Annotated in this window: 13 protein-coding genes; 8 read left to right on the top strand and 5 right to left on the bottom strand. The window is 41.8% G+C overall.

The window, feature by feature from the left end:
• Positions 1 to 187: 187 nt before the first annotated feature.
• The 4 genes from mecA to pepF all read left to right on the top strand — a co-directional run bounded on the left by mecA (position 188) and on the right by pepF (position 5,695).
• Positions 188 to 880, top strand: a complete 693-nt coding sequence (mecA, locus tag B4U37_RS07155) for an adaptor protein MecA (protein WP_088017672.1) — start codon at positions 188 to 190, stop codon at positions 878 to 880.
• A 112-nt stretch (positions 881 to 992) separates the two neighbouring features.
• Complete coding sequence (gene cls / locus B4U37_RS07160; RefSeq protein ID WP_088017673.1) at positions 993 to 2,510, top strand: cardiolipin synthase; 1,518 nt, start codon at positions 993 to 995, stop codon at positions 2,508 to 2,510.
• Positions 2,511 to 2,617: 107 nt separating this feature from the next.
• Entirely contained in the window at positions 2,618 to 3,796 is a 1,179-nt protein-coding gene (locus tag B4U37_RS07165; protein ID WP_088017674.1) for a competence protein CoiA, read from the top strand.
• An 84-nt stretch (positions 3,797 to 3,880) separates the two neighbouring features.
• Entirely contained in the window at positions 3,881 to 5,695 is a 1,815-nt protein-coding gene (gene pepF / locus B4U37_RS07170) for an oligoendopeptidase F (RefSeq protein ID WP_088017675.1), read from the top strand.
• A gap of 826 nt (positions 5,696 to 6,521) precedes the next feature.
• Here the strand turns inward: pepF and B4U37_RS07175 are convergent.
• The 4 genes from B4U37_RS07175 to B4U37_RS07195 all read right to left on the bottom strand — a co-directional run bounded on the left by B4U37_RS07175 (position 6,522) and on the right by B4U37_RS07195 (position 9,391).
• On the bottom strand, positions 6,522 to 7,394 hold the full coding sequence (locus B4U37_RS07175) for a ClpXP adapter SpxH family protein (protein ID WP_088017676.1): 873 nt from the start codon (positions 7,392 to 7,394) through the stop codon (positions 6,522 to 6,524).
• A complete protein-coding gene (locus tag B4U37_RS07180) occupies positions 7,384 to 7,800 on the bottom strand; it encodes a globin domain-containing protein (protein WP_088017677.1) in 417 nt (138 codons plus the stop codon). Before B4U37_RS07180 ends, B4U37_RS07175 begins: the two co-directional genes overlap by 11 nt.
• A gap of 335 nt (positions 7,801 to 8,135) precedes the next feature.
• Complete coding sequence (locus B4U37_RS07190) at positions 8,136 to 8,783, bottom strand: lytic transglycosylase domain-containing protein (protein WP_088017678.1); 648 nt, start codon at positions 8,781 to 8,783, stop codon at positions 8,136 to 8,138.
• Positions 8,780 to 9,391 (bottom strand): CYTH domain-containing protein, encoded by a 612-nt coding sequence (locus B4U37_RS07195; RefSeq protein ID WP_088017679.1) that lies wholly within the window; start codon positions 9,389 to 9,391, stop codon positions 8,780 to 8,782. The genes B4U37_RS07190 and B4U37_RS07195 overlap by 4 nt, the downstream gene beginning before the upstream one ends.
• Before the next feature lie 185 nt (positions 9,392 to 9,576).
• Between B4U37_RS07195 and B4U37_RS07200 the strand changes: the two genes are divergently transcribed.
• The 4 genes from B4U37_RS07200 to B4U37_RS07215 are packed head-to-tail and all read left to right on the top strand — an operon-like array spanning position 9,577 to position 12,330.
• Entirely contained in the window at positions 9,577 to 9,945 is a 369-nt protein-coding gene (locus B4U37_RS07200) for a UPF0738 family protein (RefSeq protein ID WP_010192857.1), read from the top strand.
• Positions 9,946 to 9,960: 15 nt separating this feature from the next.
• A complete protein-coding gene (gene yjbM, locus B4U37_RS07205; protein WP_010192858.1) occupies positions 9,961 to 10,593 on the top strand; it encodes a GTP diphosphokinase in 633 nt (210 codons plus the stop codon).
• Between the two features lie 16 nt (positions 10,594 to 10,609).
• The gene (locus tag B4U37_RS07210) at positions 10,610 to 11,407 is read left to right on the top strand and encodes an NAD kinase (RefSeq protein ID WP_010192859.1); all 798 of its coding nucleotides are present in this window, start codon (positions 10,610 to 10,612) and stop codon (positions 11,405 to 11,407) included.
• A 14-nt stretch (positions 11,408 to 11,421) separates the two neighbouring features.
• Positions 11,422 to 12,330 (top strand): RluA family pseudouridine synthase, encoded by a 909-nt coding sequence (locus tag B4U37_RS07215; protein ID WP_088017680.1) that lies wholly within the window; start codon positions 11,422 to 11,424, stop codon positions 12,328 to 12,330.
• A gap of 309 nt (positions 12,331 to 12,639) precedes the next feature.
• Here the strand turns inward: B4U37_RS07215 and prpE are convergent, their stop codons facing one another.
• On the bottom strand, positions 12,640 to 13,380 hold the full coding sequence (prpE, locus tag B4U37_RS07220; protein WP_088017681.1) for a bis(5'-nucleosyl)-tetraphosphatase PrpE: 741 nt from the start codon (positions 13,378 to 13,380) through the stop codon (positions 12,640 to 12,642).
• Positions 13,381 to 13,557 lie beyond the last annotated feature (177 nt).

Below are 13,557 nucleotides of genomic sequence, written 5' to 3' on the forward strand. Positions count from 1 at the left end.
AGGTTTACTCGCTATGCTAAATGGATAAATTGTAACAATAAGGTATAAGAAATTTGTGGAGGGTCCCTTCCAAGGAAAGACGGAGGAAAATGAGAAGCGGACAATAAGAGACTGGCATTTCTCACATGAGATTTGTTTACAAGAGAGCACGCTTATCATTTACCGAATCAGAAGGGAGTTGTTAAGAATGGAAATAGAACGTATTAATGATCATACGGTAAAGTTTTATATTTCATATGGTGATATAGAGGAACGTGGATTTGACCGCGAAGAGATCTGGTATAACCGTGAGCGCAGTGAAGAACTATTCTGGGAAATGATGGATGAAGCCCATGATGAAGAAGACTTCATGGTGGAAGGCCCGCTTTGGATACAAGTTCAGGCCCTTGATAAGGGATTGGAGGTCATTGTCACACGTGCGCAGTTGTCTAAGGATGGAAAGAACTTCGAGGTACCTGTGTCAGAGGACAAGCGAATTGACATACCTGTTGATGAGAGAATAGAAGCGCTTCTTGATCAGCACTTTAATTCTCCAGCTAAAACAGATGAAGCAAAGGACGATAAGCTAGATGAGGAAAAAGACCTTCTGCAATTTATGGTCCGGTTTAGAGATCTCGAGTATATTATTTCGGCGAGTCACCGACTGCAACACTTAGAAAATTTAAGTAACAATCTTTACTTTTACGAGAAAAGCTACTATTTATATGTTGATTTCTCAAGTGAACATTATACAGATGAAGAAATTGACAATGTACTAAGTGTGTTACTCGAATATGGGGAAGAATCAGCCATCTCCATTCACCGTCTACAAGAATATGGTTCGGAAGTTGCCAAGGACGATGCGATGAAGGAAATGACGAAGCATTTTCCCCTTAAATAATCGAAAGCCGATTTCACAATGTTGAAATCGGTTTTTTCCGATTAAAATATCATGATTACTACATATAGGAAGATTTGGCGTCTGCGTTTAGGATAGAGGAGAAGTGAGTCTGTTGAAAAATACCATTCGGGTTATTGTATTTATACTAGTGATTGGTGCCATGTTGTTTGCAACCCAAGGCCTATGGGAAGGCTGGTTGCTAGGATCCATTTCTATATTTTTCACTATATCTGTCGTCTTTATAGCATTTTTAATATCTCTTGAAAATAGACACCCGACTAGAACACTCACCTGGTTGGTCGTCTTAGGAAGTTTTCCGGTACTTGGGTTTTTCTTTTATTTAATATTTGGACGAAATGTCAGGAAGCGTAGGCTATTTCAAAGGAAAGCGCTTCTTGACAAGGAAGTACTGGAAGAAGTGGAAGGAACGAGAGAGTACACAGAGCAAGATATGCGACTCTTGGACGAAAGTAAGAAAGGGATTTTTCAACTTTCTCAGAATATCGGAAGAAGTCCTATCTCCTTTGATACAGAAACGGTAGTGTTGACTAACGGAAATCAGACATTCACCAGGATACTTGAAGAAATCAGCAAAGCAAAACACCATATCCATTTTGAATATTATATTGTAAGAGATGACGAGATTGGTTCACAAATCAAAGATTTATTAATTGAAAAAGCTAAAAGCGGTGTACAGGTGCGTTTTCTGTTTGATGCAGTGGGAAGTTTTCAATTAGGCAGTAAATACATAAAGGAACTCCGAGCTGCAGGAGTGGAAATCGTTTCTTTCTCCCCTGTAAGGGTCCCTGTATTTAACAACAAGATTAACTTCCGTAATCACCGAAAAATCATTGTCGTGGATGGAGACGTAGGTTTTGTTGGTGGGTTGAATATCGGGGATGAGTACCTTGGGCGCGATGAGTATTTTGGGTTCTGGAGGGATACCCATCTTTACGTAAGAGGGGAAGCCGTCAGGACGCTTCAATTAATATTTCTCCAAGACTGGTATTATGCAACAGACGAATCTCTGCTTACCCCGAGCTATTTGACTCCGGCCTTACCAAATGAAAACGGGAAAAAATATGGCGGAGTCCAAATGATTGCAGGAGGCCCTGATCAGGAATGGGAGGTCATAAAAAGTTTATACTTTTCGATGATTACTTCTGCCCGTAAATCTATTTGGATTGCCTCCCCTTACTTTGTTCCTGATGACGATATTTTCACGGCACTGAAGGTGGCAGCGCTAAGTGGCCTGGATGTCCGGTTATTGGTGCCGAAGCGACCTGATAAACGGATCGTATACTATGCTTCTAGATCTTATTTTCCAGAAATGATGGAAGCAGGGGTGAAGATTTTTCAATACGAAAAAGGATTCCTTCACAGTAAAGTGGTGGTAGTCGATGAACAGGTTGCTTCCATTGGCACCGCAAACATGGACATGAGAAGTTTCCATTTGAATTTTGAAGTCAATGCATTTCTTTACAATACCGAAAGTGTGCAAACTCTTGTAGATGATTACGAGCAAGATCTGCATGATGCGAAACCAATTGCTAAAGAGGTATTTGCCAACCGACCTTTCTACCAGAAGGTGTTTGAATCATTAGCAAGGTTAGCCTCCCCACTACTGTAAAAACCGGAAATTTTTCTCCGGTTTTTTTTGTGGGCTTTTGAAGGAATTTGTCTAAGTATGACGAATGGTATAAAGGTGTAAAATTATCTACCGAAGGGTGTGTTGGAATGTTTGTTGCTAAAAGAAAAGATGGATCTTTTATTTCGTTACTGGATTGGAAGACCCGAGAAGATGTTGAGCACCTAACAAAAGGGGAGCAGTTTTTCTGTCCAGCGTGTCACAGAACACTCCAATTAAAACATGGTCAGGTAAGAAAAGTACATTTTGCCCACATGAACGACTCCTGCAATGCTTCCTCAGAATCAGAGACCAACTACCACCTTGAAGGCAAGGCCAAGTTATATGAAAGCCTTCTCCACTCTAATGATAAAACCACCCTGGAACATTATATCCCAAGCACCAATCAAAGAGCGGACGTATACACGGAAAGCGGGAATCAAAAGTATGCGTTTGAATTTCAATGTTCCACCATACCAAAATCAGAGTTTAGTAAGAGGACGCAACTTTATGAAAGCTCTCGCATCAAGCCGATATGGATCCTTGGAAAAGAAAAACTGGGAAACATACAACCACAAATGAAGTTTTCACCATTTCAGTGGCAATTTTTACAAAGACATACTCCACGAAGTCCGCCATACATCCTCACTTTTTGTCCCAAAACTTCTATATTTCATTATATCTACCCAACATTTTCCTTTAATACCTCTACCACATATATCTCAACGGCGACAAGCAAGGTTTGGATCGAGAACCCGAACAATATGACCACACCAACACCTTCATGGAAAGAGCACTTTCTCCACTATAAAAAAAAGTGGAGGTATGTTTATTCCCTCTATAAGCCGCAACACCTTTTGAGAAAATTCTGTTATGCTAAAATGAACATTCCTCTTTCATTGTTTCCCGCTGAAATTGGCCTTCCTGTTCCTTCTTTTTATCGAATTCATACCCCTGTCATTGAATGGCAGGCCTGGCTCTATTTTGATTCTATCTTCCATACACCATTGCATTCTATTATTCATGTGCCGACCGTTATACAAAACTTTAAACGTCGGATTAAAAATTCACAAATAACCATAAGAGAGCTGCCACTTATTAAAGCCGGTTCCTATGAGGATGCTATTGTGGAATATCTTAACGCTCTCGTTTCGATTGGTGCATTAAAGCGTGAAACGCCTATAGTTTATCGGAAAATAAAAAAGGAACTGCCTTTTTCGTCCTTGGAGGAAGGGTGTAAACAAGATCGCATTGTATTGGAATACTTGATGCATATCATCCAATCTTAAGATTAATAAAACAAAAAAGGGAATAATAAAGACGTGTCGAATAGTTTAAAGGATGTACTTTCTATTTTTAAAGGGGGTTTTAAGATGGCGGAACAAACTGCTGTTAAGAAATTACAAGAGCGTAAAGACATCTCTGTGGAGGATACATGGAGATTAGAGGATATTTTCTCAAGCGATGAAGCATGGGAAAAAGAGTTTCAAGACGTAAAAGGAATGATCGGAAAGATAAAGGATTATGAGGGGAAACTGTCCGAGTCTGCTGATGCGTTGTTTGAAGCATTACAGTACCAGGATTCCATCTCCAGTCGATTAGGAAAGCTTTATACATATGCGCATATGCGTTATGATCAAGATACTACGAACTCCTTCTACCAAGGACTGAACGATCGTGCAACCAATCTTTATACACAAGTGGCAAGCGCGCTATCTTTTGTGGTACCTGAAATTTTAACGATGAAGGAAGAAGACATCGCCAAGTTTCTGCAAGAAAATAAGGAACTAGCTTTATACGAGCACTCCTTAGACGAAATTAATCGCCAACGACCGCATGTGTTATCCGCGAAAGAAGAAGCATTATTAGCAGAAGCTTCTGAAGTGTTATCCGCATCTTCCAACACGTTTGGAATGCTGAACAATGCTGACATTACCTTCCCATCTGTAAAAGATGAAAACGGGGAAGAAATCGAAATCACGCATGGCCGTTACATCCGCTTCTTAGAAAGTGAAGATCAAGAAGTGAGAAAAAATGCATTTAAAGCGGTTTATGAAACGTACGGAAAATATCGCAACACATTTTCCAGTACATTAGGCGGAGCGGTGAAAAAGGACAACTTCCAAGCTAAGGTCCGTAACTATGATTCAGCCCGACAGTCTGCCCTAAGCAACAATAATATTCCGGAAACTGTCTACGATAACTTGGTAAACACGATCAATAAAAACTTACACCTTTTACACCGTTATGTGGATCTTCGCAAAAAAGTACTTGGTGTTGAAGAGTTGCATATGTATGACTTGTACACCCCTCTTATCAAAGAAGCGAACATGAAGGTTTCGTACGAGGAAGCAAAAGATTACTTGCTTAAAGGTCTTGCACCATTAGGTCAGGAGTATCTTGACATTGTAAAAGAAGGATTCGATAACAGATGGGTAGACGTTCAAGAGAACAAAGGGAAGCGATCTGGTGCTTATTCTTCTGGAACATATGGAACCAACCCATATATCTTAATGAACTGGCAGGATAATGTGAATAACCTGTTCACGCTTGCACATGAGTTCGGCCATTCCGTACACAGCTACTACACAAGAAAAACACAGCCGTATCCGTATGGAAACTACTCCATCTTCGTGGCAGAAGTAGCATCTACATGCAACGAAGCACTATTAAATGATTACTTGTTAAAAACAGTGGATGACGATAAAAAACGTCTATACTTGCTGAACCACTATTTAGAAGGCTTCCGTGGCACAGTATTCCGTCAAACAATGTTTGCTGAATTTGAGCACAAGATCCATGAGCTTGCGCAAAATGGTGAAGCGTTGACTGCTGACCTTCTAACAGAAACATACTATGAGTTAAACAAGAAATACTTTGGTGAGAACATCACAATTGATGAGGAAATCGGTTTAGAGTGGGCAAGAATCCCTCACTTCTACTACAACTACTATGTATACCAATACGCGACAGGCTACAGTGCAGCTACAGCACTAAGCAAGCAGATCCTAGAAGAAGGGCAGCCTGCTGTGGACCGTTATCTTGAGTTCTTGAAAGCCGGCAGCTCCGATTATCCAATTGAAGTGTTGAAAAAGGCTGGAGTGGACATGACTCAGTCCAACCCGATTGAAGAAGCTTGTAAAGTATTTGAAGAGAAGTTAAAAGAAATGGAAGAATTGCTTTCCTAATAATGCAAATGGGGACCACCTTGTAATGAGGTGGTTTTTATTTTGGGGAAAGTGTTTATTTGAATCCTTTAAACCGCCTCTGATTGTTTAATAGAGCGATAAGCAGGAATATAGAAAAGAATAGTACGGGAGACGTTAAATAAATCGGGTACAGCTTCATAAGTCCAAGGACATTAATGAAGAGGCTGAACAGAATAAACGCGATGCAGAATATGAATGGTATTTTTGACATGATGCGGCTCCTTTCCATAAGACTTGTACCTCTACTAGTTATATGTACGTAAAAGGGGCAGATTCCATTACAAAAAAATACCTTTGTGACAAAGTTGTGAAATAGAGGTCTAACCTCTTGTCAAAAGCGGCTGGCATCTGATATATTTATAACTGTGAAACGATTCACAAACAAACATATACCCCTTTGTTTGACCGTGAAAAATTTCTCCCATCCCCTTTGTTGTCTTTAATGACAATAGATTAGCCCTGGTCCCGTTGACCGGGGCTTTTCCTATTTGTAAAACAACATAGTTTCAAACGGCGCGGCAGTATTGAGCATTAAGTAGCCTATAAAAGTGAATCGGGCGATAATTAGACCATTATGGGCGACTTTTTGAAAATACGGGCGAAAATCTGCCTCTTTCGGGCGATAATTTGATTTTACGGGCGATTTTTAATAGCTTTCGGGCGAAAATAAAAAAAACGGGCGATTCGATAAAATCCAAAAATAAAAAACAACTTCGTGGGCCTTAAAAAAACCAGAAGCAAAACCTAAAAACCGGAGAGGCAAACATCATGAGTTTGCCTCTCCGGTTTATTTATTCTTACTAAGTTAATTCGCAATATATCTCCAAAACGTCCCGTGCTTCACTGGAACTTTTTCGACACGTTGGGCCAGCTGAAGCTTTTTTAACTCATGTTCGACTTCTACAATCGGCAGGTTATAGACTACCGATATTTCCTTTGTTGCTACAAAAGAAAACTGTGATAAGAAGTCCTCTAAAGGAGGCAGCATCTTAGGAAATGGCTGTTCTCCGAGCATATCTTGTAAGATGTGCACATACACCTCATAAGAATGATAGCCAGACACTTTAATGCCTTCTTCTTCAATATTTTCGTTAAAGAATACAAGCGTGGGGATCTCAGATACGTCCATTTCACTTGTGATTTTGAAATCACAATTTAATGCCTTGGAAGCACAATCTCCGCTCATATCATTCTTGAATTCTTCCATATCGAGTCCGACTGACTCCGCACATTCCATTAACACAGGGAGTTCGGAGATATTCTGTTTCTCGAGGAACAGTACCTCTTGTAACTTCCGCAAGTACTTGATTCCTGCCTTACGTCCTTGAAGCTCGGCAGCCTTAATTGCAATGGATGCAACATATGGTGATTCAATCGGATTCTCAAGCCACAAGGACCCATCACAGGACATGCCAGAACGGGTTGCCGTGCGTTCCCAAACTTGGGCCATCGAAGCAGCATAATGTTTTTTGGCCAGATTAAGGGATGTTAATTGGCCTGTGACAATATGCTTGATGGTAAAATACTGACCGTACTGCACGTATAACTTCTTTAGCATCGGCTCCAATGCCCAGCACTCTGGACAGAGAGGATCGATGAAGAAGTAAATCTCTATTGGTTTATTGGTAGTATGCTGAATGTTTTTTAAATAAAATAATTTCTTATCATTACAGGTCACATGAATCTTCCTTTTCTTCAGGTTTGTCTGGGGTATTGATCATATGTTGAGCCGTTAGTACTAAACGCTGAAAAAATTCATTTCGATATGAACCCTCAAGTCCCACTTCATCCATTGCCTCTTCCATACACGCAAGCCATGCTTTTGCACGCTTAGGTGTAATTTCAAATGGCATATGGCGCGCACGTAGCATCGGGTGCCCGTGCTCACTTGTATAAAGTGGTGGTCCTCCTAAATATTGGGTAAGAAATTGCTTTTGCTTCCTTGCTGTTTCCGTCAGATCATTCGGGAAAATAGGAGCTAAACTGGGATGGCGACCTACACGATCGTAAAATGCGTCTACAAGTTCATCAATAACTTGCTCTCCGCCAACAGTTTCAAAAGGTGATTGTATGTTATCCATCATTTTTAACTCCTTATATCTAAAGTAACGATTGTATGTATATTTTAGCAATGTGGTTATTATATCTCAAACAATTCGATTCCACCCTTGCAAAAAATAGGGAAAAAAGGAAGAGGAGTGGAAGGGGTATTGTTTCAAACTGTTGATTTCCGTTCCAGGCGCTTCGCTTGCCTGCGGGCGGTCCGTGAGCCTCCTCGCTACGCTGCGGGGTCTCACTTGTCCCTTCCTCCCGCGGGCGTCTGCGCGCCTTTCACTTCAATCAACGGGTTATCATATTTCTAAAAAAACCCTCGCATGAATTTTTAATTTCAAGCGAGGGGTTATATTAAAATTATTTATTAAGCCTGATAATTCCCTGTAACTTTACGGACGTAGTTCATGGTTTCTTTGAAGGGAGGGACTCCGCTGTATTTGTCTACGTTTCCTGGACCTGCATTGTAGGCGGCAAGTGCGAGGGTTAGGTTGCCATCGTACTTATCGAGCATCTGACGAATGTATTTAGTGCCGCCCATAATATTCTGACGAGGGTCCATGGCATTCGTGACGCCGAGTCCTTTTGCTGTTAAAGGCATCAGTTGCATCAATCCGGTTGCCCCTGCATGACTTACGGCGGTTGGATTAAAGCTTGATTCTTGTTGAATGATTGCTTTGATTAGTTTTGGATCGACTCCATATTTTACCGAAGCTTCCTCAATGATCTCTTCAAAATCTGATCGTTTAGCAACACTCATCTTTTCTCCAACTGAGTTAGAGGTACTTACTTGTGCTTCCAACAAGCTCGCATTCATCGAAAGCATTGCAGAATTTAATGGATGAGAAAAAGAATTCTGCCCAGTGAGCGAGGAATTCCCAGTGTCAGTAGTCATCATTCCCGCCAATACAGTAGAGAATGGGAGATTGGAACCAGAGTTGTTGGGTTGCTTGTTTTCTTGTAGTCCCTGCAAAGCTTGAAGCTGCATCATGGACCGGAGCTGTTCTACGTTCATTGTTGGTCCCCTTCTCCTGTAAGTGCACAAGCTTTTGCCTCGTAAAATCTTACAATTTTATTTTTCGTTTCACGGAGAGGAATTCCATAAGCAGCAAGTAGTTCTTGAAACAATTTTTCACCTTCTTCATAATTGCTTACTTCGTATTCCAGCTCAAAGTCGCTAGTATCCATATAATTGCTCTCATCCAATACTAATAATCCATCTTTGTATGAAAGCTCAGCGCGGTTTGTTTTCAATGATCCAAAGTAGATTACTTCCGATGGGGAGATACTAAGCTCGTCCTTTAATATAGTGGAGATAATTCCGCTGATCAATCCGTTCTTTGCGCCTTTCATGGCAACAAATTCATCTTCTGTCACAACTTGATGTGTTTCAAGAAGTCCTTCGGCAGCAGGTTGTTTTAAGGTAAGTGTGAATGTGTCGCCTTTTTTTCGAACGCGAAGAGCACATCCTATTTCTTTCAGGGCAAACCCAGGAGTATCAAAATAATGGTTTTCCTGAGTGAAAAAATCACCTGATTTCACTTTGAATGCCGAACAGAGAGATGTGAATTCATCAAAGGTCAATAAGTTTTTAAATTCGATTTCGATTTCTTGGTTAGTCATAGTTTTACCTCACCTAATTGATATACTTCTATTATTACTTGCTTTTCTGGGGAAGGCAATGTTTAAGTGCATTCTTCTAGGAATCACGAAACACAATTTTTTGGTAAAAAGTTAGGTTTCCATTTCGTTGCAGGAAGGGAATTATGATAATATATGAGTAGGATTTGGGTTGGAAGGAGATTATTATGCAAAAAAGAATTGAAATCAAGAAAACATCATGGAATGAACAACAACTTTTGCTAGAGGCGGATTCTGTATCTTTTCCGCTTGATCAGGTGTCTGCGAGCAATCAAATGCTGGTGGATTCAGACAATCTCGCATTTATTTATAAACTGGAGACAGCGACTGAATTTATCTATGTGAGCATCAAGGATGATTTTTGGAATGATATGAGACAGGCATTAGAAGATAAAAAGGCAATTGTACTTGTAGTGGACAAGACGGCATTGCTGCTGACAAATATAGAAGAAGAATTAGGCTACTTAATAGAAAATATTAGGGACAATGCTAATTATGGAGAAGAGATGGAGAGAAGAGTAAACGAGATTTTTTAAGGGGTTTGACCAATTATGATACAACACTGGGACTTGTTTTTAGCGCCTTATAAACAGGCTATAGATGAAATGAAAGTGAAATTAAAGGGGATGCGCGGGCAATTTAAGATGCAATCGGAGCATTCTCCCATCGAATTTGTTACGGGAAGAGTTAAGCCGATCGCAAGTATCTTGGATAAAGCGACACGTAAGGGCATATCGCTTGAAAAGCTGGAAGACGAAATGCAGGACATTGCCGGTGTCCGCATGATGTGCCAGTTTGTGGATGATATACATAGAGTGGTGGAAATTCTCCGGATTCGCAATGATTTTGAAATTGTGGAAGAACGAGATTATATTTCCTCCCGAAAAAACAGCGGGTATCGTTCTTATCATGTGGTCGTCCGTTATCCTGTGCAAACGATTGAAGGGGAAAAGAAAATCCTCGTTGAAATTCAGATCAGGACACTTGCGATGAACTTTTGGGCAACGATCGAGCATTCGCTGAACTACAAATATAGCGGCCAATTTCCTCAGGATATAAAAGAAAGACTGGTTCGTGCAGCGGAAGCGGCATATCTCCTAGATGCAGAAATGTCGCAGATACGAGGAGAAATCCAAGAAGCGCAAGCCATCTTTTCACGAAAAAAAGAGCTAGATTCGAACTAACATAAGGGGTGGGAGTATGAAATTTGCCATAACCTCCAAAGGGGACTCAGTTTCAAATACATTAATGCACAAGATGAGGACCTACTTGCAGGATTTTGATTTGACTTATGATGAAGATCAACCTGACTTAGTTGTGTCTGTCGGTGGAGACGGGACCCTTCTATACGCGTTTCACCGCTACCGCAGCCGCCTGGACAAGACTGCTTTCATCGGTGTCCATACCGGTCACCTTGGATTCTATGCCGATTGGGTACCCGAAGAAATAGAAAAATTGGTCATTGCCATTGCCAAGACTCCCTATCAAATTGTGGAATATCCTTTATTGGAAGTCATTATCCGCTACAATGATGGGGGGAGGGAAGCCCGTTACTTGGCACTAAATGAATGTACAGTTAAAAGTGTAGAAGGTACCTTGGTAATGGATGTGGAGATTAAGGGGCAACTGTTCGAAACATTCCGTGGTGATGGTCTGTGCATTTCCACTCCTTCTGGAAGCACTGCCTATAATAAAGCGTTAGGCGGAGCAATCTTGCATCCATCCCTACCTGCAATTCAGCTGGCAGAGATGGCTTCCATTAATAACAGGGTGTTCCGTACCATCGGATCGCCACTTGTATTGCCACAGCACCACACCTGTTTGTTAAAGCCTGTAAATGATGTCGACTATCAAATAACCATTGACCATTTGACCTTGCTACATAAAGATGTAAAATCTATTCAAAGCCGAGTGGCAAAAGAGAAAATTCGCTTTGCACGCTTCCGACCATTCCCTTTCTGGAAACGAGTTAGCGATTCATTTATTACGGACAAATAAGAGGACTGGTTGTTATGGAAAGGTTTTTTCTAGTCTTTAAGGCTGGAGCTCGTGACGAAGGAAAAATGCTTCGCGAATTCCTAAAAGAAAGGCAAATCTCCAAAGCTGCCTTAATCGATATAAAATTCAACGGTGGGGCGCTGCAAGTAAATGGCAGCGCCGTTACTGTGCGATACCTTCTGCACAAAGGCGATACGGTTGAAGTGTTTTTTCCAAAAGAAGAGCCGAGTGAAGACCTTGTGGCTGAAGAAATCCCACTTGATATCGTGTTTGAGGATGAGTATGTCCTTGTGGTGAACAAGCCGGCTGGGATGGCATCAATTCCGTCACGGGAGCACCGACATGGAACACTGGCAAATGCAGTGCTTGGTTATTATCACTTGAAGGGAATCTGCGCAACGATTCATATTGTGACTCGATTGGATCGTGATACATCAGGTTTGATGCTCATTGCCAAACACCGCCATGCGCATCATCTTTTTTCCCTGCAACAGAAGGAGTTTGGCGTGAAGCGGCGATATGAGGCGTTGGTGCACGGCGAGATGACAGGTGAGGCCGGCTCTGCTTGCGGTAAGGTGGATGCGCCAATCGGTCGGAAGGATTCGAGTATCATTGAGCGCGAGGTACGAATTGATGGACAACGGGCTGTCACCCAATATGAGGTGCTTCGTGTTGGAGCTGGTTGGAGTCAACTTTCTTTGAAGTTGGAAACGGGGCGCACTCATCAGATCCGTGTGCATATGGCGCATATAGGGTATCCTCTGCTTGGTGATACTCTTTATGGAGGTTCTTTGTTTGGCGGCATGTCACGCCAAGCGCTGCACAGCTGTGAGTTGCGTTTCTTTCATCCGGTAGAAGAGCGGGATATGACGTTTCGGTGCGAGCTGCCGGAGGATATGAAAAGAGTATTGGAGGAGAGCTGACGTTCCAGGGGAATGTCGGCTTTCTTTTTCGGGGGCTGGCTCGATCGGTGACGGCGCGAGTGGGTTCGATGTGGTAGAAAATGGGAAACGCCCGTAATTTCTGATTTTCGCCCGTAAATCTCAATTATCGCCCGTTTTTCCCAAAAGTCGCCCGATTACTCGTGAAAATCGCCCGTAAATTCTAATTATCGCCCGATTCAGGAAAACACTGCTTTTGAGAGTGAACCCGCTTGCGGTTTCTAGTTCCCGTCATTGCTGACACATTTCCTCCGCCAATCCATCCGCAGTCCTCGGTCCCCGACGTCCCTCTCAGTCCCACAACTCTCGAAACTTCTCCTTCACAAACGGCATCCCGGATTCCACAGAAACCGTCTCCATTTCAGGGTAGCGCAGTGCGGAAAGCTTACCGCCAAACACCGCACCTGTATCAATATTAGCAGTGTTATGGACGATTCTCACTTCGCGAACTGGCGTGTGACCATAGACAACCCAGGCTTCTCCGTCATACTCTTGTGCCCAATCGCGGCGAACAGGCATGCCGTTCTCATGGAACTCACCGGTAATATCGCCGTAAAGGACAAAAGTTTTCACCTTTTTACCCTCTTTACCTATGTAATCTTTCTTAATGCCGGCATGCGCTACAACTAGTTTGCCATTATCCAATACCTGATAAAGGGGTGAATCCTCGTATAGCTTAATAAACATCTGGCGAAAACGCCCCTGTTCTGCACCAGAAAGCGTCTCGAATTCCGCCACTGTCGTTTCCAATCCATGAGTATGCTGAACTTTGTTTCCTAAAAGAAAGCGGTACAGCTTGTTGCAGTGGTTGCCTGGTACATAATAGCCGAGTCCCGCTTCGACCAACGCATACACAATCTTCACCACGCCAACCGAGTCAGGTCCTCGGTCAGTAAGATCGCCAACAAAAGCAAGTTTTCGTCCCTCAGGATGTTTATAAAGACCATTGACCTCCGAATAGCCTAGGTCATTTAGAAGGGATTTAAATTCCTCAATACACCCATGAATATCACCGATGACATCTATTTTCATAAAGCTAAAACACTCCTTTTATATACATATCTATCCCATTTTCCCCATACAAATGAGTGAGAAAAAAGGAAAAAGTTCATACTATTGTTAATATCTTCATTCTACCACCATTGTAAATTTTACATGAAGAATTTATTAGATTGCTGTATTAGCGCAGTGAAAACGTGATATAATTCT

The organism is Sutcliffiella horikoshii (genome assembly GCF_002157855.1).
GTDB classification, from domain to species: domain Bacteria; phylum Bacillota; class Bacilli; order Bacillales; family Bacillaceae_I; genus Sutcliffiella_A; species Sutcliffiella_A horikoshii_C.